Source organism: Clostridium sp. BSD2780061688st1 H5 (assembly GCF_005845155.1).
Classification (GTDB): Bacteria; Bacillota; Clostridia; order Lachnospirales; family Lachnospiraceae; genus Claveliimonas; species Claveliimonas intestinigallinarum.
The window spans coordinates 1-26609 of record NZ_SPGT01000001.1 but is presented as its reverse complement, the minus strand read 5'-3'; the positions used below and the strand labels follow the sequence as shown (position 1 = coordinate 26609).

The 26609-nt window shown below is 54.4% G+C and carries 24 protein-coding genes; 20 read left to right on the top strand and 4 right to left on the bottom strand.

Features of this window, described 5'->3' with window-relative positions; all coding sequences use genetic code 11:
- Window positions 1-134 precede the first annotated feature (134 nt).
- The 5 genes from FGQ86_RS00120 to FGQ86_RS00100 all read left to right on the top strand — a co-directional run bounded on the left by FGQ86_RS00120 (window position 135) and on the right by FGQ86_RS00100 (window position 6010).
- Window positions 135-1367: a GNAT family N-acetyltransferase gene (locus tag FGQ86_RS00120; RefSeq protein WP_138302670.1), complete on the top strand. Its 1233-nt coding sequence runs from the start codon at window positions 135-137 to the stop codon at window positions 1365-1367.
- Window positions 1364-1849: a threonine/serine exporter family protein gene (locus FGQ86_RS00115; RefSeq protein WP_243127112.1), complete on the top strand. Its 486-nt coding sequence runs from the start codon at window positions 1364-1366 to the stop codon at window positions 1847-1849. Before FGQ86_RS00120 ends, FGQ86_RS00115 begins: the two co-directional genes overlap by 4 nt.
- Window positions 1850-1935: 86 nt before the next feature.
- Window positions 1936-2691, top strand: coding sequence for a Sir2 family NAD-dependent protein deacetylase (locus FGQ86_RS00110; RefSeq protein ID WP_243127111.1), 756 nt, complete (start codon window positions 1936-1938; stop codon window positions 2689-2691).
- Window positions 2684-4144: a glutamate--tRNA ligase gene (gltX, locus tag FGQ86_RS00105; RefSeq protein ID WP_138302669.1), complete on the top strand. Its 1461-nt coding sequence runs from the start codon at window positions 2684-2686 to the stop codon at window positions 4142-4144. Before FGQ86_RS00110 ends, gltX begins: the two co-directional genes overlap by 8 nt.
- 3 nt (window positions 4145-4147) lie before the next feature.
- Window positions 4148-6010 carry an ATP-dependent helicase gene (locus FGQ86_RS00100; protein ID WP_138302668.1) on the top strand — a complete coding sequence of 621 codons (1863 nt, stop codon included), beginning with the start codon at window positions 4148-4150 and terminating at the stop codon, window positions 6008-6010.
- Here the strand turns inward: FGQ86_RS00100 and FGQ86_RS00095 are convergent.
- Window positions 6007-6306, bottom strand: coding sequence for a DUF1292 domain-containing protein (locus tag FGQ86_RS00095; RefSeq protein WP_226394164.1), 300 nt, complete (start codon window positions 6304-6306; stop codon window positions 6007-6009). The genes FGQ86_RS00100 and FGQ86_RS00095 overlap by 4 nt on opposite strands.
- 192 nt (window positions 6307-6498) lie before the next feature.
- Between FGQ86_RS00095 and FGQ86_RS00090 the strand changes: the two genes are divergently transcribed.
- From FGQ86_RS00090 to FGQ86_RS00075, 4 genes are all read left to right on the top strand, one after another.
- Entirely contained in the window at window positions 6499-7518 is a 1020-nt protein-coding gene (locus FGQ86_RS00090) for a sugar ABC transporter substrate-binding protein (RefSeq protein WP_033124545.1), read from the top strand.
- A gap of 21 nt (window positions 7519-7539) precedes the next feature.
- Window positions 7540-9243, top strand: coding sequence for an alpha-amylase family glycosyl hydrolase (locus tag FGQ86_RS00085; protein WP_138302667.1), 1704 nt, complete (start codon window positions 7540-7542; stop codon window positions 9241-9243).
- A gap of 3 nt (window positions 9244-9246) precedes the next feature.
- Window positions 9247-9936, top strand: a complete 690-nt coding sequence (locus FGQ86_RS00080; protein WP_138302666.1) for a TraX family protein — start codon at window positions 9247-9249, stop codon at window positions 9934-9936.
- Window positions 9937-10008: 72 nt separating this feature from the next.
- A complete protein-coding gene (locus FGQ86_RS00075) occupies window positions 10009-10632 on the top strand; it encodes a DUF5662 family protein (RefSeq protein WP_242842796.1) in 624 nt (207 codons plus the stop codon).
- Window positions 10633-10723: 91 nt separating this feature from the next.
- Here FGQ86_RS00075 and FGQ86_RS00070 read toward each other — a convergent pair whose 3' ends face one another.
- Window positions 10724-11203 carry an S-ribosylhomocysteine lyase gene (locus FGQ86_RS00070; RefSeq protein WP_033124547.1) on the bottom strand — a complete coding sequence of 160 codons (480 nt, stop codon included), beginning with the start codon at window positions 11201-11203 and terminating at the stop codon, window positions 10724-10726.
- 456 nt (window positions 11204-11659) lie between these two features.
- Between FGQ86_RS00070 and FGQ86_RS00065 the strand changes: the two genes are divergently transcribed.
- Genes FGQ86_RS00065 through FGQ86_RS00055 form a run of 3 tightly spaced genes read left to right on the top strand, consistent with a single transcriptional unit; the run spans window position 11660 to window position 13912 of the window.
- Window positions 11660-12295 (top strand): histidine phosphatase family protein, encoded by a 636-nt coding sequence (locus FGQ86_RS00065; RefSeq protein ID WP_138302665.1) that lies wholly within the window; start codon window positions 11660-11662, stop codon window positions 12293-12295.
- Between the two features lie 40 nt (window positions 12296-12335).
- The gene (trpS, locus tag FGQ86_RS00060; RefSeq protein ID WP_033124549.1) at window positions 12336-13340 is read left to right on the top strand and encodes a tryptophan--tRNA ligase; all 1005 of its coding nucleotides are present in this window, start codon (window positions 12336-12338) and stop codon (window positions 13338-13340) included.
- A gap of 47 nt (window positions 13341-13387) precedes the next feature.
- A complete protein-coding gene (locus tag FGQ86_RS00055) occupies window positions 13388-13912 on the top strand; it encodes a hypothetical protein (protein ID WP_033124550.1) in 525 nt (174 codons plus the stop codon).
- Window positions 13913-13991: 79 nt separating this feature from the next.
- On the opposite strand, the gene FGQ86_RS00050 is transcribed toward FGQ86_RS00055, so the two are convergent.
- Complete coding sequence (locus FGQ86_RS00050) at window positions 13992-15179, bottom strand: ribose-phosphate pyrophosphokinase (RefSeq protein WP_033124551.1); 1188 nt, start codon at window positions 15177-15179, stop codon at window positions 13992-13994.
- 122 nt (window positions 15180-15301) lie between these two features.
- On the opposite strand from FGQ86_RS00050, the gene FGQ86_RS00045 reads away from it, so the two are divergent.
- From FGQ86_RS00045 to FGQ86_RS00030, 4 genes are read left to right on the top strand one after another with little or no spacing between them, the layout of a single operon-like run.
- Window positions 15302-16615 carry a DUF512 domain-containing protein gene (locus tag FGQ86_RS00045; protein WP_138302664.1) on the top strand — a complete coding sequence of 438 codons (1314 nt, stop codon included), beginning with the start codon at window positions 15302-15304 and terminating at the stop codon, window positions 16613-16615.
- 60 nt (window positions 16616-16675) lie between these two features.
- The gene (der, locus tag FGQ86_RS00040) at window positions 16676-18004 is read left to right on the top strand and encodes a ribosome biogenesis GTPase Der (protein WP_033124553.1); all 1329 of its coding nucleotides are present in this window, start codon (window positions 16676-16678) and stop codon (window positions 18002-18004) included.
- Window positions 18005-18006: 2 nt separating this feature from the next.
- The gene (plsY, locus tag FGQ86_RS00035) at window positions 18007-18657 is read left to right on the top strand and encodes a glycerol-3-phosphate 1-O-acyltransferase PlsY (RefSeq protein ID WP_207742228.1); all 651 of its coding nucleotides are present in this window, start codon (window positions 18007-18009) and stop codon (window positions 18655-18657) included.
- A 53-nt stretch (window positions 18658-18710) separates the two neighbouring features.
- Window positions 18711-19766, top strand: a complete 1056-nt coding sequence (locus FGQ86_RS00030) for an NAD(P)H-dependent glycerol-3-phosphate dehydrogenase (RefSeq protein WP_255349843.1) — start codon at window positions 18711-18713, stop codon at window positions 19764-19766.
- A 301-nt stretch (window positions 19767-20067) separates the two neighbouring features.
- Here the strand turns inward: FGQ86_RS00030 and FGQ86_RS00025 are convergent, their stop codons facing one another.
- On the bottom strand, window positions 20068-20955 hold the full coding sequence (locus FGQ86_RS00025) for a LysR family transcriptional regulator (RefSeq protein ID WP_138302663.1): 888 nt from the start codon (window positions 20953-20955) through the stop codon (window positions 20068-20070).
- A 197-nt stretch (window positions 20956-21152) separates the two neighbouring features.
- On the opposite strand from FGQ86_RS00025, the gene FGQ86_RS00020 reads away from it, so the two are divergent.
- The 4 genes from FGQ86_RS00020 to FGQ86_RS00005 all read left to right on the top strand — a co-directional run bounded on the left by FGQ86_RS00020 (window position 21153) and on the right by FGQ86_RS00005 (window position 26352).
- On the top strand, window positions 21153-21992 hold the full coding sequence (locus FGQ86_RS00020) for a sugar phosphate isomerase/epimerase (protein WP_033124556.1): 840 nt from the start codon (window positions 21153-21155) through the stop codon (window positions 21990-21992).
- Window positions 21993-22189: 197 nt separating this feature from the next.
- Complete coding sequence (locus FGQ86_RS00015; protein WP_138302662.1) at window positions 22190-24115, top strand: FAD-dependent oxidoreductase; 1926 nt, start codon at window positions 22190-22192, stop codon at window positions 24113-24115.
- Between the two features lie 52 nt (window positions 24116-24167).
- Window positions 24168-25043, top strand: a complete 876-nt coding sequence (locus tag FGQ86_RS00010) for a shikimate dehydrogenase (RefSeq protein WP_033124638.1) — start codon at window positions 24168-24170, stop codon at window positions 25041-25043.
- A 31-nt stretch (window positions 25044-25074) separates the two neighbouring features.
- Window positions 25075-26352, top strand: a complete 1278-nt coding sequence (locus FGQ86_RS00005) for an MFS transporter (RefSeq protein ID WP_138302661.1) — start codon at window positions 25075-25077, stop codon at window positions 26350-26352.
- Window positions 26353-26609: the final 257 nt, after the last annotated feature.

The window sequence follows — 26609 nt, the reverse complement described above, 5'->3', positions numbered from 1 at the left end:
GGGACGCCGCCTCCTCTTTTGCTATTGTTTTTGTGTAAGAACAGTCCAAAATTCCTCTGTCATTTTTGAAAGGATGGTGTTATAATAGGCTGAACTTGTAAATGGAAACAGCGGATAGAGGGATGGAAAAAGGGATGGAAATTCAACAGGTTACACTGCAGAAGACTGCATTTCTCGATTTACTGATGCTGGCAGATCCCCAGGAGGACATGATAGAGAAGTATCTGGACTCCGGGGATATGTTTGCGTTATACGATGACCAGGGGCAGGTGCAGTCTGTCTGTGTTGTCTGTCAGATTGGGAAAAGAAAATGTGAGCTGAAGAACCTGGCCACCAGGGAGGAGGCTCAGGGCAGGGGGTATGGCACGGCCCTTGTCCACTATGTGTGCGAGAAATACAGCTATCAGTGCGACACCATGTATGTGGGGACCGGGAACACGGAGAAGACGATCCGCTTTTACCAGCACTGCGGCTTTGTCCACTCCCACATCGTGCCCGGTTTTTTTACGGCCAATTACAGGGAGCCCATCTGGGATGATGGCATCCTGCTGACAGACATGGTCTATCTGAAAAAGGACTTAAGGACCGAGGCGGATCCCAAGAGAGTGCTGGATCTGGCTCTGGAGGCGGGGCGTATCCTCCTGAAGAACGGCGGCGAGATTTTCCGTGTGGAGGAGACGATCAAATATATATGCAGCCGCTTCCACGTGGAGGATGTGGACACTTTTACCCTCAGCCACGCCATCATTGTCAGTATCAAGATCGGCGACGGGGACACCTACACAAGGGTGAAGCATATTCCGCTGTCCTCCTCCCACCTGGGGATCGTGGCGGAGGTGAACGCCCTGTCCCGGGAGATCTCAGCCGGGCTTGTGGGGATTGACGAGGCCTTTGCGCGGCTCAGGGAAATCGAGCAGATCCCGCCCACAAAGGGATACTTCCAGATCCTGGCCGCGGGCATGGGCAGCGGCTGCTTTGGATTTCTTCTGGGGGCGGGCGTGACGGACAGCCTGGCGGCCTTCCTCATAGGCTGTCTCCTGTACGTGTGGGTCCTGACGTCCAAGCGGTTTCACATGTCCAAGATCATCGTCAACATTGTGGGTGGGGCCCTCATCACATTCCTGGCCCTCCTGTTCCGGCATTTCTTTCCGGGGATCCTTCATCTGGACGGCATGATCATCAGCGGCATCATGCCCCTGGTGCCGGGGATGGCCTTCACAAACGCCATCCGGGACATTGCGGACAGTGACTTTCTGTCGGGTACAGTGCGGATGATAGACGCTCTCCTCGTCTTCGTCTACATTGCCATCGGCGTCGGCTTTACGCTGGGAGTCTACACAAATATCATGGGAGGAGCGGGCATATGATGAGTGTTGTGCAGGATGTGCTTTTGAATTTTTTCTGTGCCTTTTTCGGCACTATCGGCTTCGCGGTCATGTTCAACGTGCCCAGGCGCTTCTATCTGAGCTGCGGGCTGACGGGGGCCATGGGCTGGATGGTGTACTGTCTGGCAGTACAGGGAACCTCGGCGGCTGTGGCGTCCTTTTTCGGGGCCCTGGTGGTGGTGCTCATCTCCCGGATCCTGACTGTGCGGCTGAAATGTCCTATCACCATCTTTATGATATCCGGTATTTTTCCCCTGGTGCCCGGGGCGGGGGTGTACTACACGGCCTACTATCTGGTGACAAACCAGCTGGGGGAGGCGGCCCAGCGGGGGCTTGGCGCGGTGAAGGTGGCCTTTGCCATCGTCCTTGGCATTGTGTTCATCGTCTCCATCCCCAGAGAATTTTTCCAGCCCCGGTACTGGAAAAAGAGATGGAAGCTCCGCAGAGCCTCCAAAGAGGCTTGATTGTCATAAATTAAGTGTGGTACAATAAGGTATGTTATAATCCTTTTATGGTATGGATATAGAAGGACAAAAAGGAGGCGGAGACTATGTCAGCTATTGCGGGAACGATTTACGGGATGCTCAGGGAGAGCAGATACACAGTGGTGCTGAGCGGACGGGGCATGCTGGAGGAGAGCGGCTACCCGGTGGTGCGGGACGGAGGAGAGTCCTATGCCATTGAAGAAAAGTACGGGTACTCCGCCGAGGAGATCTTTTCCAGCGCCTTCTTTTCTACCCGGAAGCAGCAGTTTTATGAATTTTACAGGAATGAAATCCTCTCGGCAGTAGACATACCGCCCGGAAAGGGGTATTATGAGATGGCCAGGCTGGAGCAGGCCGGTATCTTTCAGACCATCATCACAAGAAGGCTGTTCCACCTTCCCAGCCGGGCGGGCTGCAGCAATGTCATTGAGCTGCACGGCAGCATTTTCAGAAATTACTGTCCTCATTGCGGCAGAGAGTATCCTGTAGAATACATAAGGAACACGGACAGAATTCCCCTGTGCGAGACATGCGGGCAGGCGGTGAGGCCGGACGTCATCCTCTTCGGGGAGATGGTGGACAACCAGGTCATCACCAGGGCCGCCACTGAGATGCAGAAGGCGGATGTGCTCCTTGTGCTTGGGACCAATCTGAAATCCTTCCTCTGCAGCCAGCTCACCGGCTACTATGAGGGGGAGAAGCTGATCGTCATAGACGGAGAAGACCACTTCTCCAACAAGGACGCGGACATCTTCTGGCAGAGCCGGGTGGATGACGCGCTGGGAGAAATAATCACAGAAATGGAGAGAGACAATGAGTAAAGTAAGAACAAGATTTGCACCGAGCCCCACAGGCAGGATGCATGTGGGCAATCTGCGGACTGCGCTCTACGCGTATCTGATCGCAAAGCACGAGGGAGGTGACTTTATCCTCCGGATCGAGGATACGGACCAGGAGCGCTTCATGGAGGGGGCTCTGGATATCATATACAGAACACTTGAGAAGACAGGACTTGTCCACGACGAGGGGCCGGACAAGGACGGAGGGGTGGGCCCCTACGTGCAGAGCGAGAGAAATGCTTCCGGCCTCTATCTGAAGTACGCCAAGCAGCTCATCGAGCAGGGGGACGCCTACTACTGCTTCTGCGACAAGGAGAGGCTGGAGTCCTTAAAGAGCAAGGTGTCCGGCGACGGCACGGAGATCGTGGTCTACGACAAGCACTGCCTCCATCTGAGCAAAGAGGAGATTGAGGCTAATCTGGCGGCCGGCAAGCCCTATGTGATCCGCATCAACATGCCAACGGAGGGGACGACTACCTTCCATGATGAAATCTACGGGGACATCACAGTGCCCAATGAGGAGCTGGACGACATGATCCTGATCAAGTCAGACGGGTATCCCACCTACAACTTCGCCAACGTGGTGGACGACCATCTGATGGGGATCACCCATGTGGTAAGGGGGAATGAGTACCTGTCCTCCGCTCCCAAGTACAACCGCATCTATGAGGCCTTCGGCTGGGATGTGCCGGTGTACGTGCACTGCCCGCTGATCACGGACGAGAACCACAAGAAGCTGAGCAAGCGGTGTGGCCATTCCTCCTACGAGGACCTGCTGGATCAGGGCTTTGTGTCAGAGGCCATCGTCAACTACGTGGCCCTGCTTGGCTGGTGCCCGGAGGGGACCCAGGAGATCTTCTCCCTGGAGGAGCTGGTGAAGGTCTTCGACTACCGCCATATGAGCAAGTCCCCGGCCGTGTTTGATGTTCAGAAGCTGAAGTGGATGAACAGCGAGTACCTGAAGGCCATGGATTTTGACAAATTCTACGAGATGGCAGAGCCCTACATCAGGGAGGTCATCACCAGGGATATGGACCTGAAGAAGATCGCCGCCCTCGTGAAGACGAGGATCGAGATCTTCCCGGATATAAAGGATCATATTGATTTCTTTGAGGAGCTTCCGGAGTACGACACCTCCATGTACTGCCACAAGAAGATGAAGACCAACGAGGAGACCTCTCTGGAGGTGCTGCGGGAGACACTGCCTCTCCTTGAGAGCCAGGAGGATTACAGCAACGATGCCCTCTACGCCACGCTGAAGTCCTATGTGGACGAGAAGGGCGTCAAGATCGGCTATGTGATGTGGCCGCTGCGGACAGCCGTGTCCGGCAAGCAGAGCACTCCGGGAGGAGCCACAGAGATCATGGAGGTTCTGGGAAAAGAGGAGTCTCTGGCCCGTATCCGCAGAGGAATTGAAAAGCTGGAAGCGAGGTAGGAAATGCAGCTTAACAAGGCCCAGCAGGAGGCGGCCTGCCACAGGGAGGGACCCTGTATGGTCCTGGCGGGACCCGGCTCCGGCAAGACACTCACCATTGCGGCGAGGATTAAGTATTTAATAGAGAAATGCAGAGTAAGGCCAGAAGAAATTCTGGTCATTACTTTTACCAGATACGCGGCCCGGCAGATGAAGGAGCGGTTCGAGGGCCTTATGGCCGGCAGGAGGCTGCCCGTCACCTTCGGCACTTTTCACGGAATCTATTATGGTATCCTGAAGTGGGCCTACGGACTCACCTCAGCCAACATCCTGGCTGAGGAGGAGAAGCGGGAGCTGCTGCGGCAGATCCTGACCCTGCCCCAGATGAGCCCGGACATGGAGATAGAGGACGAGAAGGACTATATGGAGAGGCTTCTCTCAGAGATGGGGAAGGTGAAGAACAGCGGGATCAGGCTTGCGGACTACGAGTCTCAGGTCAGCCCACGGCATTTCCAGGACATATGCAGGCTTTACGAGGCGAAGAAGAAGCAGATGAAAAAGATCGACTTTGACGACATGCTGCTCCTGTGCTGGAAGCTTTTTAAGACAAGGCCGGACATACTGGAGCGGTGGCAGAAGAAATTCCGCTACATCCTGGTGGATGAGTTCCAGGATGTGAACCGGGTTCAGTACGAGGTGCTCCGGATGCTGGCTCTGCCGGAGAACAACCTCTTTGTGGTGGGGGACGACGACCAGTCCATCTACCAGTTCCGGGGCGCCAGGCCGGGGATCATGCTGGGCTTTCCAAAGGATTATCCGGAGACAAGGAAAATCCTTCTGGATGTGAACTACCGGTGTACCTCCTACATCCTGAAGGGGGCGGTCCGGGTCATTGAGCACAACAAAAAGCGGTATCCAAAGAAGCTGTGCACAGTCAAGGAAAAGGGGGCGCCGGTCCATGTCCAGGAGGTGAGGGATCCCACGGAGGAGGCAAGGTACATTATCTTTGCCATACAGAAGAGGATGGAGGAGGGAGTGGCCATAAAAGACATGGCTGTTCTCTTCCGGACCAACATGGACGCCGGCATCCTGGCGGGACAGCTGATGGAGCGGCGGCTGCCCTTTTCCATGCGGGACTATGTGCGCAATGTGTTCGAGCACTTCATCGGGAGAAATATCCGCAGCTACATGGAGCTGGCCTGCGGGAAGCGGGACAGGAAATATTTCCTGGATATCGCCAACTGCCCCAAGCGCTATATCAGCCGGGAGAGCATGGAGAGGGGAGACGTCTCCTTTGAGGACCTGCGGAAATTCTACTGTGATAAGGACTGGATGCAGGACCGCATCGACCAGTTTGAGTGGGATATCCGGATGATGGAGCGAAAAACTCCCTATGCGGCTGTCCAGTACATCCGCAAGAGGATCGGGTACAACGACTACCTCCGGGAGTGGGCGAAGGCCCGGCGCACAGGGGAGGAGGAGCTCTTCGAGATATTGGAGCAGATCCAGGAGAGCACAAAGGATTTCCAGACAATGGAGGAGTGGTTCCGCTATACCGACGAATACGGGAGAAATCTGCGGGAGCAGCAGAGGCAAAGGAGCGATGAGCGCCGCGAGGGCATTTCCCTCATGACCATGCACAGCGCCAAAGGGCTGGAGTTTGACACAGTTTTTATCCTGGGCGCCAACGAGGGCGTGACTCCCTACCGGAAGGCAAAGCTTGAGGAGGAGCTTGAGGAGGAGAGGCGGATGTTCTACGTGGCCATGACAAGGGCCAGGGAGAAGCTGGTCATCACCTACGTGAAGACAAAAAACGGAAAGGACGCGGATCCTTCCCGGTTCGTGGAGGAGCTTCTGCTTCGCCGAAAAAAGAAGAAGGACGCCTAGAAGGCGTCCAGATCTTCCTCGAATTCCTGCTCGTCCAGCCACTCGTCAAAGGCGTCGGCTGCGATTTCGTACTCCTCATCGTCCTCGATGTTCTCCAGATCCGGATTTTCCGGGTCTGTCTCAATGTAGCGGTAGATGTACACATCCCCCTCTTCTTCCCCGTTTTCATCCAGCGGAAGGAGAGCGATGTACTGACGTCCGCCTGCCTCGTAGATGGTGAGGACGGCACACTCAAGCACTTCGTCGTTGTCCAGTGTCAGTGTTACCGTGATCTCTTCATTCTGCTGTTCTCTCATGATCATTTTCTCCTTTTGCTTTTTCCTGTTTTCAGAGAGTTCCTCTGTCTTTACTCTACCAGAGAGCGGCTGCAAAAGCAAGACATATCACGAGACATATCCGTGCGATACGGGACTGGTCAAACGGTGTAAAATGTTGTAAAATACTAACTAAGTATGAAATCAAAGCGATGACATTAAGGAGGAGCATATATGAAAAACCGAAAGTTCATGGCTGTCCTTGCCATGATCCTTGTCTGTGTCCTGTCGGCGGCAGGCTGCAAGAAGAATGTGGGAAGTCCGGAGGACAACCCGGTGCAGGAGGAAGACGAAGACGGGGAGGAAGAGGACGGACAGGCTGAGGAGGAAGGATATACATTTGGCTTCAGCGCCATTGACATGGAAAATCCTTATTTTATCACTCTGGAGAATTCCATCCGGGAGGCCCTGACAGAGAGAGGAGATGAGCTGATCACCATGGATCCGGGAACCGACGCGGACACCCAGGCGTCCCAGATCCAGCAGATGATCGATGACGGAATAGACGCCATTTTCTTAAGCCCTGTGAACTGGGAGAGCATCACACCCTCCCTGCAGGCTCTTAAGGAGGCCGGGGTGAAGATCATCAATGTGGACACCCAGGTGAAGGAGATGGATTATGTGGACGCCTACGTGGGGTCAGACAATGTGGAGGCAGGCCGGATCTGCGGACAGGCCCTGCTGGAGCGCTGCCCGGAGGGCGGGAAGGTGCTGATCCTGGAATGCCCCACCCAGAACTCCATCAATGACAGGATCACCGGCTTTGAGGAGGTTATCTCCAATGCGGATCCGGGCTTTGAGGTTGTGGCCCGGGAGAACACGGACGGGAAATTTGAGAAATCCCTCGAGGTGGCGCAGTCTGCCCTGGAGGAGCACCCGGATGTGACCGCCATCATGTGCGGCAACGATCAGATCGCCGTTGGAGCCCAGACCGCAGTCAATCTGCTGGGGCTGGACAATGTGATCATCTACGGCGTGGACGGTTCCCCGGATATTAAAAAGGAGCTTTTGAAATCCGACACACAGATTGCCGGTACGGCCGCCCAGTCCCCCATCAATATGGGAAAGACAGCTGTGGAGGTGGCTCTGGCGATCCTGAACGGTGAGGACTATGAGAAGGAAAACTATGTGGAGATCATTGACATGATCACAAAGGACAACGTGGAAATGTATGGAGCAGACGGCTGGCAGTAGAGGCAGCAGGAAGGATGGACAATGACAAAAAAAGAGGGGAAACCTTTGCCGCTTGGGGCGGAGGTACGAGAGAACAAGGTTAATTTCGCGGTGGAGGCGCCGCCGGAGAAGACGTGTGAGCTCCTGCTCTACAAAAAGGGAGAAAAAGAGCCTGCACTGTGCTTTGACATGCCCCGCAGGGAGGAGACGGGGACCGTGCGTTTTCTGGCTCTGGAGGATTTCCCGGCGCAGGAGTACGAGTACTGCTACCGGATCGGAGAGGAGATGATCGTGGATCCCTATGCCAGGAAGCTTTCCGGGACAGAGAAGTTTCACGAGACGCTGGATGACACCGCTCAGACGAGGCGACCGGTCCGGGGCGTCCTCTATGTGGACGACTACGACTGGGAGGGGGATAAGCGGCCCTGCATACCCATGCACAGAGTGGTGGCCTACAGTCTCCATGTGAGAGGGTTTACAAAACACGCGTCTTCCCGCGTAAAGCACAAGGGCACCTTTGCCGGCGTTGTGGAGAAGATCCCCTATATGCTGGAGCTGGGGATCAACCAGATCCACTGCATGCCGGTGTACGAGTTTATGCCCTCCCCCAAGTACGTAAACTACTGGGGCTATGGCCCTGGCTGCTATTTTGCGCCCAAGGCGGCCTACGCGGCGGGGGACCCGGTGACTGAGCTGAAGGACATGGTCAAGACCTGCCATAAGGCGGGAATCGAGGTGATCCTGGAGATGCCATTTGAGGGGAACACGCCCAGGATCCTTATGGAAGCCTGTCTGCGCCACTATATGCTGGAGTACCACGTGGACGGTTTCATCCTCAATCCTGACGTGACTCCTGTGGAAGGAGTGTACAGCGACCCCATGCTGCGGGGCCTGAAGCTCTTAAAGCACCAGACCGGATTTCAGAATGTGATGCGCCGTTTCCTGAAGGGGGACGAGGGGATGGTGGGCGATGTGATCTACTGGCTTCGCCGTCAGGCAGGCGCGGAAGGGTTCTACAATTATATCGCCAACCAGAACGGGTTTACCCTGAACGACCTTGTCTCCTACGACGCCAAGCACAATGAGGCCAACGGTGAGAACAACCAGGATGGACCGGACTACAATTACAGCTGGAACTGCGGGGCGGAGGGCCCAAGCAGGAAAAAGGCGGTCATGGCCCTCCGGGAGGGGCAGAGAAGGAACGCCTTCTTCCTCGTGCTGCTGGCTCAGGGAACTCCCTGCATTCTGGCCGGCGATGAGTTCGCCAACACCCAGAAGGGGAACAACAACGCCTACTGTCAGGACAATCCCACAGGCTGGCTGGACTGGAGCCGCCTGGAGCGTGAGAAAAAGCTCTTCTCCTTTGTGAAGGAGCTGATCGCCCTGCGCAAAGCCCACCCGGTGCTCTCCCAGGAGAAGGAGCTGCTGGGCATGGATCAGATCAGCTGTGGCGTGCCCGATGTTTCCTACCACGGCGCCTACGCGTGGCAGACCCCGTCGGAGGTGTCCAGCCGCCAGCTGGGAGTCTATTACTGCGGCAAGATGGCCGGAGATGAGGACTGCTTTGTGGCCTACAATATGCACTGGCTGGAGCATGAGTTTGCCCTTCCGGCCCTCCCAAAAGGGAAGAAGTGGTATCTGGCCGCGGACACAAAGGAGGGCATCCTGGCGGAGGAGGAGCCGCTGGAAAACCAGAGGGAGGCGCTTCTCAAAGACAGGACCATCGCCGTCTTCACAGGGCGGTAGGAGATGGAGAGGACAAAGATCAAGGAGCTTCTCCGGGCGCTGCTTCAGAGAGCCTCTGTGTTTGACTCCTTTTCTCTGAAGTGTGTTGCCATCCTCTGCATGGCGGCGGATCACACGGGGAGGATACTTTTTCCCGGGGAGGAAAATCTGATCCGCATCGGAAGGCTGGCCTTTCCCATATTTGCCTTTCTTTTGGCGGAGGGATTTTTCCATACAAGGGATAGATACAGATATCTTGCAAGACTGGGGATCTTCGCACTTTTGTCGGAAATCCCCTTTGATCTGGCCTTTTTCCAGACAGTCTGGTATCCCCAGAGGCAGAATGTGTTTTTTACCCTCTTTATCAGCGTGGCTCTGATGGCGGTGCTGGAGCGCAGCAGAGAGTGGCCGGAGCGCATCCTGGAGATCTTTATCGCTATGTGGTTTGCGGAGGCTCTCGGAGCGGACTACGGCTTTCGGGGCGTCCTACTTGTGCTGATCTTCTATATAGGGAGGGCGAGGCCCTGGGCCGGCCTGGCCCTGGCCGGCGCCTGGAATTTCCTGTGGCAGTCGGCGGTGCAGCGCTTCGGGGCGCTGGCTGTGATCCCCATTGCTCTCTACAACGGGAAAAAGGGCCGTGGCATGAAATATTTTTTCTATATATTTTACCCGGCCCACCTGCTCCTGCTCTGCCTGATCAGGTATGTGCGGTGACAGGGGCGGAAGTATTGTGAAGACGGAAGTATTGTGAAGACGGAAGTATTTTGAGAAGGAAGTATGACAAAGATGAAGGCATGGAGACATTTTCGCACGATCACTCACCACAAGATCCTTGTCATGAAGGGATGCTTTAAGCTGGGGCTGTACAGGCAGGGACTGCTCCACGACATGTCCAAGTACTCGCCCACTGAGTTCCTGGTGGGATGCAGGTATTACCAGGGAACGAGGAGCCCCAACAACGCGGAGAGGGAGGCAAAGGGATACTCCTCCGCCTGGCTACACCACAAGGGGCGGAACAAGCATCACTATGAATACTGGATCGATTACGGAATGAAAAAAGAGGATGGGATCATCGGTATGAAGATGCCGGCCCGGTATGTGGCGGAGATGTTCGTGGATCGGATCTCGGCCTCCAAGACCTACCAGAGGGATAAATACGAGGACTGGCACCCGCTGCAGTACTACGAGCAGGGGGCAGCTATGCTGGGGAAGATGATCCACTCTGAGACAGCGGAGCTTCTCCACGATCTTCTGAAGCGGCTGGCCCGGGATGGGGAGGAGAAGACCTACGCTTACATCAGGAATGTGGTGCTGAAAAAGGACTTTCCCTACAACAGGAAGTGGAAGCCGGGGCAGGACAGCGGGAAAAGGGAGAATTCCCACAAAGGGGAGAAGAGCTGGAACTGGTAGAAAGAGTAACATACTCAGTGGTATAATAGAAAAAGAGAGGCTGTTTTCGGCCTCTCTTCGCTGTTTTTTATGGGAGTAATGGACAGGCGGCCTACTCCGGGTAGACCAGCCTCTCCTCTGTGATGCCTTCCAGCACTTCTTTTAAATACCTGCCCGCCAGGTATTTGGCCATGGGAAGGTTCATGTCCAGATAATTGCCGCAGTCCTTCGGGGATGCCCCGGGGACTTCTCCCTCGTAGCCTGCGATAAAGGCGAACATGCTCTTCATGAGGGGGATGATGTCCTTTGACTCGTAGTCGCCGGCTAGCAGCAGGTAGAAGCCGGTGCGGCAGCCCATGGGGCCAAAGTACAGCACCCTGTCTTTGTAGTCCGGGTCGTTCCGCAGGAAGGTGGCGCCCAGGTGTTCGATGGTGTGCACCTCCGCCGTGTTCATGACGGGCTCGTCGTTGGGGCTTGTCATGCGCAGGTCAAAGGTGGTTACCACGCAGTTCCCCGCCATGTCCTTTCTGGACACATACACGCCCGGAACCAGCTTTATGTGGTCAATGGTAAAACTCGTGATCTTTTCCATGTCGAAATCATCCTTTCCAAATCGTTTTGTCCTTGAGGGCCGGATACAGCAGGCGCCTTCTTATGCCATTGCCAGGCAGAAGAGCGCTCCAAAACAGCCCTACACTTCAGTCTACCACTTTTTTCACCGATTTTCTATGGAAAAACAGCAGAGGTGTGGTATAATAATCACATCGTGATTATTATACCTGCGCATAATGCGGTTTCTGCGGAACCGCAGAAATCCGCTGCGCATCCGCCGGAGGCCCATGGCCGCTGTGCGGGCATGGTATAATATGTCGGTAGGTACTGAGCCGTGCGAAAAGAAAAAACGGCAGGCCGGCTGCTTGCAGGCGAGGCTGCCGCTTTTTATTTTCATAGGGCGAAGCCCGTGACACTGAGGGGAGCGAAGCTCACCGAAGTGTACGGCACGGCGTAGGGAGTGGCCGCGCGAAGCGAAGCTGAGGAGGCATGACAGATGAAACTATACATTGTCCGCCACGGAGAGACGGACTGGAATAAAGCGAGAAAGATACAGGGACAGTCGGATATTCCCCTCAATGAGTTTGGAAGGCACCTGGCCAGGGAGACGGCCAAGGGCCTGGCAGACATACACTTTGACCTGTGCTTTACAAGCCCTCTTTCCAGGGCCAAGGAGACGGCGCAGATCATCCTGGAGGGAAGAGACGTCCCGATTATAGAGGAGCCCCGGATCGAGGAGATGTCCTTTGGGGAGTATGAGGGGAAGTGCTGCTCCAGCGATGGATGGGAGCTGCCGGAGGAATTCCACCGCTTTTTTGACGGGCCGGATAAGTACAGGGCCCCGGCGGGCGGAGAGGATTTCGGACAGGTCAGAGACAGGACGGGGGAGTTCCTGGAGGATCTGGCGCGAAATCCCCAGTACGCGGACAAGCAGATCCTGGTCGCCACCCACGGCGCGGCCCTGGCGGGACTGCTCTGCTACATCAGAAAGGATCCCCTCTCCCGGTACTGGGGCACAGGGGTGCACAAAAACTGTGCGGTCACAGAGGTGGTCTGGGAGAATGGTGAATTTCATATTTTGTCCGAAAATGTGGTGTACTACAAAGACAAGGTAGAGCCCTGGGCGAAATAGCCGATCATAGAAATTGAAAAATACATTGGAGGATACAGACATGATCAATGACAAGAAAGTATTATTCAGCGGGATGCAGGCGACAGGAAACCTGACCCTTGGAAACTATCTGGGAGCACTGAAGAACTGGGTCACACTGAGTGACGAGTACGAGTGCTTCTACAGCGTGGTGGACATGCACTCTATCACTGTGCGCCAGGACCCGGCGACTCTGAGGAAGAGAGCCAGAGCGCTCCTCATCCTCTACATCGCGGCCGGTCTGGATCCGAAGAAGAACTGTATCTACTACCAGTCTCATGTGTCCGGACACGCGGAGCTGGCCTGGATCCTGAACTGCTTTACCTACATGGGCGAGCTGAACCGGATGACCCAGTTCAAGGACAAGGCGGCCAAGCATGCGGACAATATCAACGCCGGGCTTTTCACTTACCCGGTGCTGATGGCGGCGGACATCCTGCTCTATCAGGCAGACGTTGTGCCTGTGGGAGTAGATCAGAAGCAGCATCTTGAGCTGACGAGAGATATCGCTGAGAGATTTAACAATATTTACGGGGACGTATTCACCATTCCGGAGGCCTATATTGGAAAAGTGGGGGCCAAGATCATGAGCCTTCAGGATCCTGCAAAGAAGATGTCCAAGTCGGATGAGAACCCCAACGCCAGCATTTACCTGATGGATGATCCGGACACGATCATGCGCAAATGCAAGCGGGCCGTGACGGACTCCGAGGCTCAGATCCTCTATAGGGATGAGCAGCCGGGCGTCAAGAACCTGATCAACATCTACAGCGCCTGCACCGGAAAGACGCCGGAGGAGGTAGTGAAGGAATTTGACGGAAAGGGCTACGGCGATTTCAAGATGGCTGTGGGCGAGTCTGTTGTCTCTGTTCTGAAGCCTCTCCAGGAGGAGGCCGCAAGACTCACAAAGGACAAGGCATACATTGACGGTATTATCAAGGAAAATGCGGAGAAGGCCGGCTACTACGCCAATAAGACGCTGCGCAAGGTGCAGAAGAAAGTGGGATTTCCGGAGCGGATCCGCTAGACCGTACCCGCACTGTACAGAAGAACAAGGATACGGAGGCTTACAGGATGGCAATACAGACTGCGGGAGAGCAGAAGTATTATGATTTTATAGAGGAGAGGGCCAGGAGTCTGCGGACGGGGATGATCATCTGGATCAGTCTTCTGGCGGCAGCCCTTATCGCTGTCTTCAACAGCCCGGTCATCGGGGCGGTTCTGGCTGTGGCCGGAGTCCTGCTGGCCGTGCTGAACGTGAGAAACCAGCGGGCCCTTGGCGCAAAGCTGTCAGGGATTGAGGACAAGGCGGATTTTTTTAATCAGCTGATCGCGCCTGACGCGGTGGAAATACCTGCCTTTCGCCTGCTGGTGACGAGAGAGTTTGTCCTCTCTTTCCGGTCGGATGTCTTTATCTACCGCCTGAGTGACATGGATAAGGTGGAGGTGGGACTCGGAAGAGGCGGGGAGAAAGCCCTGTTCCTCACGGACAGAAGCGGGGAAAGACACGAGATTGCAAGGAGCACAGGAAAAGAGGACCCGGATTTTGACAGGGCCTACGAGGCTGTGCGTGAAAGGCTTGCGCCGGCACAGGAGTAAAAGTGAAAAAAGCGAATAAAAGCTCCCGGCTGTGAACAGGATCCGTTCGCAGCCGGGAGCTTTTTGCGGGCTGGCACATTTATTTTTTTTCAGCCAGCTTCTTTTTATGCTTTTCCATCAGCGCGTGGATCCTCTTTGTGGGATCCAGGACAGCTCCGATGGAGATGTCGTGGTTCATGGAATCGATGATCAGCGCGATGAATTTACTCATGTCCGCCACGACGAAATATGGCTTGTTCAGTGTCTCGGGCGGCAGATAGGTCAGGTTGGTGGTGATCAGGCGGTCGATGTAGCCCTTGTTGTAGTAGTCGTCGAAGATCTCCATACCGTTGGTGAAAAGGCCGAAGGTGGTGCAGACGAAGACTCTGGCAGCCCCTCTGTCCTTCAGCTGCTTTGCCACGTCCAGCATGCTCTCGCCGGAGGAGATCATGTCATCCACGACGATGAGATCCTTGCCCCTGACGTCGGAGCCAAGGAATTCGTGGGCCACAATGGGATTTTTGCCGTTCACGATGGTAGAGTAATCCCGCCGTTTGTAGAACATGCCCATCTCCACTCCGAGTACGTTGGAGAAGTAGACAGCCCTGTGCATGGCTCCCTCGTCCGGGCTGACGATCATCAGGTGCTCCTTGTCCACCTTCAGTTCTGGTTCTGCGCGGAGCAGCGCCTTCATGAACTGGTAGGGGGGATTGAAGTTGTCAAATCCGATGAGAGGGATGGCGTTCTGCACCCGGGGATCGTGGGCGTCAAAGGTCATGATGTTGGACACGCCCATGTCCACCAGCTCCCGCAGGGCCATGGCGCAGTCCAGGGACTCCCGCTTGGTGCGCTTGTGCTGGCGGCTTTCATATAAGAAGGGCATCAGCACATTGACCCTGTGTGCCTTCCCGTTGGCGGCTGAGATGATGCGCTTCAGATCCTGATAGTGGTCATCCGGTGACATGTGGTTCAGATGGCCGTTTACAGAGTAGGTCAGGCTGTAGTTGCACACATCCACCATTACAAAGAGATCCTTGCCCCGGACCGTCTCCCTGATGGTACCCTTTGCCTCTCCGCTCCCAAAACGGGGGCAGCGGCACTCGATGAGATAGTTGTCCATCTGATAGGAAGAAAAGACGGGAGAGCTGAGCGTCTCCTTTGAGGTGTCCTTCCGGAATTGGACGATATAGTCATTTACCTTTTGGCCCAGCTCCGTGCAGCTCTCGAGAGCCGCGATCTTTAAGGGAGCTACAGGCAAGGCATGCTCAAGTACTTTTAAATCTGACATAGGTTCCTCCAGTCATATATATTTTTCCTCTATTATTTATAGCACTTTTATGGTAAAATGGTCAACTAATCGGTCAAAATATGTTATACTTTATTAGATCAGAAATTGCAGAGGTATTGTATATGGCACACAGACATGTTATCAAGAGCATAGAGCCCGGCAGCATAGCAGATGAGCTGGGCATAGAGAAGGGGGACATCCTTGTGTCCATCAACGGTCAGGAGGTGGAGGATGTCTTTGACTATCACTTTTTCGTCAATGACGAGGAGCTTGTGCTCACCATAGAGAAGCCGGACGGCGAGGAGTGGGAGCTGGAGATCGAGAAGGACTATGAGGAGGATCTGGGCATCGAGTTCGAGCAGGGGCTCATGGATGAGTACCGCTCCTGCAGGAACAAATGTATTTTCTGCTTTATCGACCAGATGCCGGAGGGAATGAGAGATACCCTCTACTTCAAGGATGATGATTCCAGACTCTCCTTCCTGCAGGGAAACTATGTGACTCTGACCAATATGAGCGACCACGATATTGACAGGATCATCCGGTATCACCTGGAGCCCATCAACATTTCTTTCCACACGACCAATCCGGAGCTCCGCTGTCAGATGCTCCACAACCGGTTTGCCGGGGAGGCGCTGAAGAAGGTGGACAGGCTGTATGAGGCGGGGATCGAGATGAACGGCCAGATCGTCCTCTGCCGGGGCATCAACGACGGGGAGGAGCTGGAGAGGACCATCCGGGATCTGGCCGGCTACCTGCCCTATCTGCAGAGTGTGTCCGTGGTGCCGGTGGGCCTTACAAAGTACAGGGAGGGACTCTTTCCCTTAGAGCCCTTCACCCCCGAGGACGCCAGGCAGGTGCTGGCGGTGATCCGCCGCTGGCAGGATGAGCTGTACGAAAGGTGGGGCACACATTTTATCCATGCGGGAGATGAGTGGTATCTTTTGGCCGGAGAGGACATGCCCCCGGAGGAGCGGTATGACGGTTACCTGCAGCTGGAAAACGGCGTGGGGATGATGCGGCTTCTGGAAAACGAGTTTCAGGAGGCCTTTGAGAGGCTGCCAGGAGATGACCTTCCCAGGGAAGTGTCCGTGGCCACGGGCAAGCTGGCCTACCCTCTTATTTGCGGTATGGCACAGAAGCTCCAGAGCAGGTATCCCGGGACAGTGGTCCACACCTACCAGATCGAGAACCGGTTTTTCGGGGAGAGGATCACAGTGGCAGGGCTTATCACGGGGCAGGATCTGAAGGAGCAGCTGGCGGGGAAGAGACTGGGGAAGGCACTGCTTCTGCCCTGCAATATGTTCCGCAGCCAGGAGGAGGTTTTCCTGGATGACATGACCCTTGAGGAGCTGAAAGATGCTTTACAATCCGAGATAGATATTGTAAAATCAAGCGGGCAGGATTTTATTGATGCCGTGCTGAGACAACGATAAGAAAACCGGCCGCCCGGCGGCCGGGGAGCAGATAAGAAATAGCAGGAAAAGGAGAGCAATATGAGCAAACCAGTGGTGGCCGTCGTGGGGCGGCCAAATGTGGGAAAATCCACTCTATTTAACGTGCTGGCCGGTGAGAAGATCTCCATCGTAAAGGACACGCCGGGCGTGACCCGGGACCGGATTTACGCGGATGTGTCATGGCTTGACCGGGAATTTACGCTGATCGACACAGGGGGAATTGAGCCGGAGAGCAAGGATATTATCCTCTCCCAGATGCGGGAGCAGGCGCAGATCGCCATAGACACGGCGGATGTCATCATCTTTCTCACGGATGTGCGGCAGGGGCTGCAGGACGCGGACGCCAAGGTGGCGGACATGCTGCGCAGATCCGGAAAGCCGATTGTGCTTGTGGTGAACAAAGTGGACAATTTTGACAAATTCATGCCTGATGTCTATGAGTTCTACAATCTTGGCATCGGGGATCCGGTTCCCATCTCCGCCTCCTCCAGGCTGGGGCTGGGAGATATGCTGGACGCCCTGATCGCCCATTTCCCGGAGCATGCAGGGGAAGAGGAGGAGGACGAGCGGCCCAGGGTGGCCATCGTCGGGAAGCCCAATGTGGGGAAATCTTCCATCATCAACAAGCTCCTTGGAGAGCAGAGAGTGATCGTGTCGGATATCGCCGGCACTACCAGGGACGCCATTGACACGGAGGTGGTCCACGACGGGAAGGAGTATGTGTTTATCGACACAGCGGGACTTCGCCGGAAGAACAAGATCAAGGAGGAGCTGGAGCGGTACAGTATCATCCGCACCGTGACAGCTGTGGAGCGGGCGGACGTGGTCCTGGTGGTCATCGACGCCACAGAGGGAGTCACGGAGCAGGATGCCAAGATCGCGGGCATTGCCCACGAGAGAGGCAAGGGTATCATCATTGTGGTGAACAAGTGGGATGCCATTGAGAAAAATGACAAGACTATGCGTGAGTATGAGAACAAGGTGCGCCAGGTTCTCTCCTTTATGCCCTACGCGGAGATCATGTACGTGTCAGCCAAGAGCGGGCAGAGGCTTCCGAAGCTGTTTGAGAAGATCGACATGGTGATCCAGAACCAGAACCTCCGGGTGGCCACGGGAGTCCTCAACGAGATCATGATGGAGGCTGTGGCCATGCAGCAGCCCCCCTCGGACAAGGGAAAGAGGCTGAAGCTCTTCTATATTACCCAGGTGGCGGTGAAGCCCCCCACCTTTGTCATCTTTGTCAATGACAAGGAGCTGATGCATTTTTCATACACCAGGTATCTGGAAAATAAAATCCGGGAGGCCTTTGGATTTAAGGGGACGTCTCTTAAATTCTTTATCCGCCAGCGGAAGGAGAAGGAGCAGTAATCATGATAGAACGAGTCATTTGTCTGGTCATTGGATATGCCTTTGGGCTGATCCAGACCGGATATCTGTACGGAAAGACACAGCATATTGATATACGGACAAAGGGCAGCGGAAACGCGGGGACAACCAACGCCCTGCGGACTATGGGATGGAAGGCGGGAGTCATCACCCTCCTGGGGGACTGTCTCAAGTGCGTGTTCGCGGTTCTTGTGGTCCGACTGATCTTCGGGGACACATACGGCGACATTATGCCGGTGCTGTCCCAGTACGCGGGCCTTGGAGCCATCTTGGGACACAATTATCCTTTCTATATGAAGTTTAAAGGCGGCAAGGGCATTGCGGTCACGGCCGGCATTATCATCACCACCTGGAATATCTGGATCATGCTGATCTGCCTGGCTGTATTTCTTGCCAGCGTGGCAGCCACAAAGTATGTGTCTGTGGGTTCCCTTGTGGTTGTGGTTACATATTTTATCTGCGTGGTGGTGTACGGACAGATGGGCGGATTTCATGTGGATGGAAGCCATCTTGTGGAGATGTATGTGCTGGCTGCGCTTGTGGTTGTCTCTGCCTTTTACAAGCACAGGGCCAATATCGGCCGGCTGATGAACGGGACAGAGAACAAGCTGAGCGTGGGAAAGAGCAAATCATAAGGAGCGGATAGTAACGGTCCAGTGAGCCGTCATTATAAAGAGATCATACGGCTCTGTCCCCGCCGGGATGGGCGGGCAGGCCGGGAAGGAGGAAGATTATGGCAAAAGTTGGGATTATGGGAGCTGGAAGCTGGGGGACAGCCCTCTCGCTTCTCCTCCACAAGAACGGACATGAGGTGACTGTCTGGTCTATCAATGCGGAGGAGGTGGAGATGCTCTCCCGGGAGAGAGAGCACAAGAGCAAGCTCCCGGGCGTGAAGATCCCGGAGGATATGGAATTTACCACAGACATGGAGAAGACCGTGACGGACAAGGATTTCGTTGTCCTGGCAGTGCCCTCTACCTTTACGAGGAGTACGGCCAGGAACATGTGTCCCTTTATTAAGGAAGGACAACTTCTCGTAAATGTGGCAAAGGGCATTGAGGAGTCCACGCTCATGACCCTCTCCGAGCAGATCGAGGAGGAGATCCCCCAGGCCAACGTGGCGGTCCTCTCCGGACCCAGCCACGCGGAGGAGGTGGGACGGATGATCCCCACAAGCGTGGTAGTGGGCGCAAAGACGAAGGAGACAGCCGAGTACCTCCAGAAGATGTTCATGAACGAGGTGTTCCGTGTGTACACAAGCCCGGACATTTTGGGCATTGAGCTGGGCGGCTCCCTGAAAAATGTCATCGCTCTGGCGGCTGGAATGGCCGACGGCCTGGGCTACGGGGACAACACAAAGGCAGCCCTCATTACAAGAGGCATTCACGAGATTGCGCGGCTGGGCGTGAAGATGGGCGGAGCCCTGGAGAGCTTTATGGGGCTGACCGGCATCGGCGATCTGATCGTGACCTGTGCCAGTGTCCACAGCCGGAATCGGAAGGCGGGTTACCTGATGGGACAGGGCAAGACCATGCAGGAGGCCATGGACGAGGTGAAGATGGTGGTGGAGGGTGTCTACTCCACAAAAGCCGCTGTGGCTCTGGGAAAGAAGTACGGCGTGGATCTTCCTATCATCGAGCAGGTCAATGCCATTCTCTTCGAGGGAAAAAACGCGAAGGAGGCGGTCTACGACCTGATGATGCGCAAGGGTAAGGCAGAGCACAACGCGAAGCCGTGGAGCTAGCGACGTAATTGGAGACGTAATACTTTTCAAAAGTGTTACGTCTGGAATTAAACCAACTGGTGCGTAATTGTGTATCACAGATTGGACAGAATCTATACAGCACTTGACAGCTAAAACAGAAAAAGCGAGGGTTTTCCCGCATTTTGCGGAAGAGACCCTCGCTTTTTTTGACAGATTAATTTCGGTGTGTGAGAAGAAATATGCGACAATATAATTGCGAGTTAACACAATTATACACCAGTTAACTTAAAATGAGACGTAACACTTTTGAAAAGTATTACGTCCCCGTTTAATCGTTTCACTACACCACCGCGTGGCGCTTGACAAATGCCTTGAAGTCGTTGATGGCCGGCGCCTGGTACACGTCCTTCAGGCTGCACATGTAGAAAATCCGCTCCCAGGTGGGATTGGCGATGCGGATGATCTGGACAGGCATGTAGGAGAGGAGAGCCATGTGGGGCACCACGGCGATGCCGAAGCCGGCGGACACAAGGCCCGCCACGGCCTGATCCTCCTCCACTTCGTAGACATACTGCGGATGTCCCTTGCACTCCTTGAACAGCTTGTCAATGATGGGGCGCAGGCCGCTGCGCCTGGAAAAGCCGATGTGCGGGTAGGGCAGTGTGTCTGCCAGGTCGATCTCGTCCCGGCTGCACAGCGGATGGCCGTTGGGTACGATCAGCACCAGCTCCTGCCTGGCTACGGGGACGAATTCAATGGAGGGTTCGTTCTCCATCTTGGAGCAGAAAGCGATGTCGTATTTCCGGCTTTTCAGCCCCTCGATCATGTCCGGCGTAAGACCGGTGGAGTTGTGAAAGCGGAAATCAATGTTCTGCTTCGGGTGTTCCTTTATGTAGTTCCGCACAAGGCCGGGCACAAGCTGGGTGCTCAGCGTGCGCAGCACGGCTATGTCGATCTGCCCCTCGCCGCTGCCTGTCATCTGGAGCTTGTTCACGCTGGAGTCCAAAATACTTAAGGACTGCTCCACATCCTCCAGAAAGGCCCGGCCGCACTTGGTCAGGACCACATTGCGCCCCTCCTTTTCAAACAGCTTAACTCCCAGCTCGTTCTCCAGGGACGAGATGGCGTGGCTGAGGCTTGGCTGAGTGATGGACAGAAGCTCCGCCGCCTTTGTATAGTGCTCCAGATGAGCAAGTGTTACAAAATACCGCAAATGATATAGGTTCATCAGGGTTCCTCCTGTGTATGTACGTATTGGATATATTTTATCATAAACTATAAATGTTTTCTATGAATTCGTATTACATTATGAATTTGTTTTTATTTTAACAATAGAATATAATAAGGGCATAGTAAATATCACAAGATTGAACCTGGAAAAAGTAAGTGAAGTGTTCAATTTTAACAACGGAAGGAGAAAAAACTATGTCAAAGAAAAATCCAATCACAGTCAGCTCATGGACATTAGGTGACCAGTGCAAATTTGAAGACCGCGTTATCGCTTCAAAAGAGGCGGGATACGAGGGCATCGGCCTCCGCGCAGAGACATATGTGGACGCGCTCGCAGAAGGGCTGCATGATGAGGACATCCTGGCAATTCTTGACAAGCATGGAATGAAGGTAACTGAGGTCGAGTACATCACAATGTGGGCAGAGGACAACCGATCCTACGAGCAGAAGTACAAAGAGCAGATCTGCTTCCACATGTGCGATCTGTTCGGTGTGAACCACATCAACTGCGGACTGATGGAGACATATTCCGTAGAGCACACAGCACAGAAGTTAAAAGAGCTCTGCCAGAGAGCCGGCAAGAGAATCATCGGCGTTGAGCCAATGCCCTACAGCGGAATCCCGGATCTGAAGAAGGCATGGGATGTTGTGAAGGCTTCCGGCGCTGAGAACGCTTACATGATCCTGGATACATGGCACTGGGTAAGAGCAGACCAGCCATACGACATCCTGACAGAGGAGATGGCAAAGAAAGTAATCTCCATCCAGATCAACGACGCTTACGACAGACCGTATGCAAAATCCATCTTAAGAGACGAGTCCATGCACGACCGTCTGGCTCCCGGAACAGGCGCAAAGGACACGGCAGGATTTGTGAAGATGATCAAGGATGCCGGAGTAGACCCGAAGGTGATCGGCGTGGAGGTTATCTCCGACGAGATCCTGTCAAGAGGGCTGAAGGAGGCCGCTGCCTATACATATGAGAACACAGAGAAGGTGTTAAAAGAGGCATGGCCGGAAATGGTTGAAGATTAATAGAGAGTAAATTTTCTAACGCGGACATTCGGACTTATCTTTTTGACTTGTGTGGTAAAATATCGAGGTTACGTGCAATCGGAAAGGTAAGTCCGATGTGCGCAGCCAAAAAGTGTTAAAAATAAGACAGGATTGACAAGAACCTGTCAGAAAACCGCAAAGTGAAAATATGAATGGCTGAGAGTGAGGAAAAAGATATGAAATTTAAGACAATGTTCTCCCCGATCCAGATCGGGCCTATGACAGTAAAAAACCGTTTCGTTGTTCCGCCCATGGGCAACAACTTCGCCAACACAGACGGAACCTGGAGTGACCAGTCCGTAGCTTACTACTCAGAGAGGGCAAAGGGACAGTTCGGCCTGATCACCATTGAGGCCACAGTTGTGCACAACAACGCAAAGGGCGGCCCGAGAAAGCCCTGTCTCTACGATGACAACAGCATCGAGAGCTTAAAGAAGATCACAGATGCCTGTCACGCTGAGGGGGCAAAGGTTTCCATCCAGCTGCAGAACGCAGGCCCGGAGGGAAATGCGGTAAACGCAGGCGCTCCCATCGAGGCAGCTTCCGCCATCCCCTCTGTATATGGAAAGGACACACCGGTAGAGGTGCCCACAGAGAAGGTGTATGAGCTTGTAAAGGGATACGGTGACGCGGCTGAGCGCGCCATGAAGGGCGGAGCTGACGCCGTTGAGATCCACATGGCTCACGGCTATCTGGTAAACTCCTTCATTTCACCGAGAACCAACAAGCGTACCGACGAGTTCGGCGGCAATTTCGAGAACAGAATGCGCTTCCCCCGCCTGATCGTAGAGGAAGTAAAGAAGAGAGTGGGCGGAAAGGTTGCCATTCTGGCGCGTATCAACAGCTCTGACGAGGTTGAGGGCGGAGATGACGTGCACGACAGCGCGGCAATCGCAGCATACCTTGAGGACTGCGGCGTGGAGGGACTTCACGTATCCCGTGCCGTTCACATCAAGGATGAGTATATGTGGGCGCCCACAGCTGTACACGCTGGATTTTCCGCTGACCTTGTAACAGAGATCAAGAAGGCCGTATCCATCCCGGTCATCACAGTAGGCCGCTACACAGAGCCATACTTTGCGGAGCTGATGGTGAGAGAGGGACGCGCGGATCTGGTGGCATTTGGCCGTCAGTCACTGGCAGATCCCCACATGCCGGAGAAGGCTATGAACGATGATCTGGAGGATATGTTCCCCTGTATCGCATGTCTCCAGGGATGTGTGGCAAACATGTACAAGGGCGAGCCGATCTGCTGTCTGGTGAACCCCTTCCTGGGACACGAGGCAGAGGGCCTGAAAAAGGCAGAAAAATCCAAGAAGGTCATGGTAATCGGAGGCGGTGTGGCCGGCATGTGCGCGGCATTTATCGCAGCCCAGAGAGGACACGATGTATCCCTCTATGAGAGCTCTGACAAGCTTGGCGGAAATATGAGACTGGCCGCTTACCCGCCGGGAAAAGGCGATATCACAAACATGATCCGCAGCTACATCGTAAGATGTGAGAAGACAGGCGTAAAGATCCACAAGAATACAACCGTTGACCTTGACTTTGTGAAGGCCGAGAAGCCGGACGCAGTGATCGTGGCAACAGGATCCCGCACACTGATCCTTCCCATCGAGGGAATCGACAACCCGGCTATCATCCACGGCTCCGACCTTCTGGACGGCAAGAGAGCTGCCGGCAAGAAAGTCCTCGTTGTGGGCGGCGGCATGGTAGGCTGCGAGACAGCTGCCTTCTTAGGCGAGCAGGAGCATGATGTGACAGTCATCGAATTCCGCGACACAGTGGGCGCTGACGTGATCCACGAGCACAGAGTATTCCTCATGGAGGACTTCAAGAACTACGGCATCAAGCAGATCACAAACGCGAAGGTGTGCAAGTTCTACGAGGACGGCGTGGCTTACGAGTCTCCGGACGGCACACAGCACGAGGTGAGAGGCTTTGACTCTGTTGTCCTTTCCATGGGCTTCAGAAACTACAATCCTTTTGCCGAGCAGCTTGAGGAGCTTGGACAGGAGGTCTATGTGATCGGTGACGCCACAAGGGCAAGGAGAGCTCTGGACGCCACAAGAGAGGCCTATGCGGCTGCAATTCAGATCTAAGCGCGACAAAAAACAGGCGCGCGGCGCGAAAATGATTGAGGAGGAAAAGATCATGGAAAAAAGAATTTCTGGACATACGGGGCTGATGGCATTATTCGGAAGCCCGGTGGGACATTCAGGATCCCCGGCAATGTACAACTTCAGCTTTCAGCACGACGGACTGGACTACGCTTACATGGCATTTGATGTGACAGTTGAGCAGATGCCCAAGGTGTTTGAGGCCATCCGCCTTTTCAAGATGCGTGGCGGAAACTTTACTATGCCATGCAAGAACATCGCGGCGGAGCTGGTGGACAAGCTGTCACCGGCCGCGGAGATCATCGGAGCCTGCAACACCTTTGTCAATGACGACGGCGTCATCACAGGACACATCACAGACGGCATCGGCTTTGTGAACAACCTGGCCCTTCACGGCTTTGACGTGAAAGGCAAAAAGGCTGTTGTTCTGGGAGCAGGCGGCGCTGCCACAGCCATCCAGGTACAGTTTGCGCTGGAGGGGGCAAAGGAAGTACATATCTTCAACATCAAGGACGACTTCTATGCGAGAGCTGAGAGCACAAAGGCCAAGCTGGCCGAGAAGTGCCCGGAATGCGTTGTCACAGTAGATGACCTGGACGACAAGGAGAAGCTGGCCGAGGCTGTCAAGGGCTGCGACATCGTGGTCAATGCCACCATCATGGGCATGAAGCCCCACGATGATGTGACACTCATCGACAAGTCCCTGTTCCGCAAGGATCTTGTGGTAGCTGACACTGTCTACAACCCGGAGAAGACAAAGATGATCCTGGAGGCAGAGGCGGCAGGCTGCAAGGCTGTCGGCGGCGTGGGCATGCTGCAGCAGCAGGGCGTTGTAAACTACGAGCTTTTTGTAGGAAAGAAGATGCCGCTGGACGAGTACAACAGGTTCCAGGCAGAGCAGGCAAAATAATATAGTTTCAACAAGAAAAGGAGTAAGAGAAGTGAAGGCGAAAAAGTATATCTTATCACTGGCAATGGTGTACATGGCTTACTTTACACATGGTATCCAGGCCATCATCCTGTCACAGAACCAGGTAAACTTCTACACCCAGTGGGGGTACACGGACGCGGTGGAAGGCGCGGCGGCCGTATCCCTTGCGATCACAGCCACCGGCTTTGGTAAAATGCTGACTGTATGGCTGGGCGGAGAGTTCTCCGACCGCATCGGACGTAAGAAAATGGCCGTTGCAGGCGGCGTGCTTTACATCATCTGCTTTGCGGGACTTCTGTTCACAGCAAGCTTCCCCATCGCATGTGTTTGCGCGTTCCTGTCAGGAGCAGCCACATCCGGCTTCTGGGATGCATCCCTCTATCCGGCAGCACAGGAGTCCGTAAAACAGAGGTATGCGGGAAGTGCCCTGATCGGCATCAAATTCTTCGTATCCCTGTCAGGTATCATTTACCCGCTGCTGGCTGTGCAGTTCTCAGCAGCAGGCAGCTGGCACATCAACATCTGGATTCCGCTTGTTATGTCCATCATCGCGGTTGTGCTTGCAGTGATCGCACCGTTTGCATACGATGATCAGATGAAAGAGACTGTAAAGACAGCAGACGGAAAGACAGAGAACGCAGCTCAGGCTGAGATCGAGGCTGCCAAGGCCAAAATGCTTGTAAAGCCAAGCGGGCTTGTAAACTTCTTCACTATGTTCTACGGCTTTGTCTGCATGTTCATCATGTACGGTGCGCAGCAGTACACAAAGGCCTTTGGAATGAGCAACTGCGGCCTGACAGAGGCCCAGGCGGCAGGTATGACATCCATCTACACAGTTGGTTCTGTCATCGCCGTTGTATTCTGGGCAGTCATGATGGGCAAGCTGCAGTGGAACCCGCTGAAGGTAGTCCTGATCGACTCCATCTTTACAGCAGTGGCTCTGGCCATCGTTCTTCTTGTGAGCAACGTGGCAGTGATCTACGTGGCCATCGCTCTTTTGGGCTTCTTCGCGGCAGGCGGAGCTCTCCAGACAGGTCTTGGCATCCGCCAGGAGATGTGCCCGGGACCGAAGGGAAGGAACACTGGTATCTACTACACATGGATGGGACTTGCAAGCTGTTTCCTGCCCTACATCGTGTCAGCCATGACAACCTCCATCGGAGAGGCAGCCGCTGTATACACAATGATGGGACTTCTTCTCGCGGCAGCAGTCATCGCGATCCTGATGATGCTCTACCTTGTTTCTCAGTATAAGAAGATCTTTGGAAAGAGCGCTCTGAGCAAATAGGACGAGAGGAATCATACATATTTAGAGTGATTTGATTGACGACCCGACGGTTTGGACATAAGACATCAGAAAAAAGAAGATAAAGGGAGAGGATCCGTCTGCTTGACGGATCCTCAGACTGTAGACAAAGTCCCCGGTTTACCCCGGGGCTTTTCTATTGTAGTTATCAACATTTCAATGATCCTTCCGGTTTTTATCAAGAAAAATCCCCTACTTATCAACTCTAAAGTTAAGCGGTACGTTCCCTGCACATGGTA

Coding starts and splice junctions, on each gene's coding strand:
- FGQ86_RS00120 (WP_138302670.1), top strand. CDS start 135: ATGGAAATTCAACAGGTTACACTGCAGAAGACTGCATTTCTCGATTTA.
- FGQ86_RS00115 (WP_243127112.1), top strand. CDS start 1,364: ATGATGAGTGTTGTGCAGGATGTGCTTTTGAATTTTTTCTGTGCCTTT.
- FGQ86_RS00110 (WP_243127111.1), top strand. CDS start 1,936: ATGTCAGCTATTGCGGGAACGATTTACGGGATGCTCAGGGAGAGCAGA.
- gltX (WP_138302669.1), top strand. CDS start 2,684: ATGAGTAAAGTAAGAACAAGATTTGCACCGAGCCCCACAGGCAGGATG.
- FGQ86_RS00100 (WP_138302668.1), top strand. CDS start 4,148: ATGCAGCTTAACAAGGCCCAGCAGGAGGCGGCCTGCCACAGGGAGGGA.
- FGQ86_RS00095 (WP_226394164.1), bottom strand. CDS start 6,306: ATGAGAGAACAGCAGAATGAAGAGATCACGGTAACACTGACACTGGAC.
- FGQ86_RS00090 (WP_033124545.1), top strand. CDS start 6,499: ATGAAAAACCGAAAGTTCATGGCTGTCCTTGCCATGATCCTTGTCTGT.
- FGQ86_RS00085 (WP_138302667.1), top strand. CDS start 7,540: ATGACAAAAAAAGAGGGGAAACCTTTGCCGCTTGGGGCGGAGGTACGA.
- FGQ86_RS00080 (WP_138302666.1), top strand. CDS start 9,247: ATGGAGAGGACAAAGATCAAGGAGCTTCTCCGGGCGCTGCTTCAGAGA.
- FGQ86_RS00075 (WP_242842796.1), top strand. CDS start 10,009: ATGAAGGCATGGAGACATTTTCGCACGATCACTCACCACAAGATCCTT.
- FGQ86_RS00070 (WP_033124547.1), bottom strand. CDS start 11,203: ATGGAAAAGATCACGAGTTTTACCATTGACCACATAAAGCTGGTTCCG.
- FGQ86_RS00065 (WP_138302665.1), top strand. CDS start 11,660: ATGAAACTATACATTGTCCGCCACGGAGAGACGGACTGGAATAAAGCG.
- trpS (WP_033124549.1), top strand. CDS start 12,336: ATGATCAATGACAAGAAAGTATTATTCAGCGGGATGCAGGCGACAGGA.
- FGQ86_RS00055 (WP_033124550.1), top strand. CDS start 13,388: ATGGCAATACAGACTGCGGGAGAGCAGAAGTATTATGATTTTATAGAG.
- FGQ86_RS00050 (WP_033124551.1), bottom strand. CDS start 15,179: ATGTCAGATTTAAAAGTACTTGAGCATGCCTTGCCTGTAGCTCCCTTA.
- FGQ86_RS00045 (WP_138302664.1), top strand. CDS start 15,302: ATGGCACACAGACATGTTATCAAGAGCATAGAGCCCGGCAGCATAGCA.
- der (WP_033124553.1), top strand. CDS start 16,676: ATGAGCAAACCAGTGGTGGCCGTCGTGGGGCGGCCAAATGTGGGAAAA.
- plsY (WP_207742228.1), top strand. CDS start 18,007: ATGATAGAACGAGTCATTTGTCTGGTCATTGGATATGCCTTTGGGCTG.
- FGQ86_RS00025 (WP_138302663.1), bottom strand. CDS start 20,955: ATGAACCTATATCATTTGCGGTATTTTGTAACACTTGCTCATCTGGAG.
- FGQ86_RS00020 (WP_033124556.1), top strand. CDS start 21,153: ATGTCAAAGAAAAATCCAATCACAGTCAGCTCATGGACATTAGGTGAC.
- FGQ86_RS00015 (WP_138302662.1), top strand. CDS start 22,190: ATGAAATTTAAGACAATGTTCTCCCCGATCCAGATCGGGCCTATGACA.
- FGQ86_RS00010 (WP_033124638.1), top strand. CDS start 24,168: ATGGAAAAAAGAATTTCTGGACATACGGGGCTGATGGCATTATTCGGA.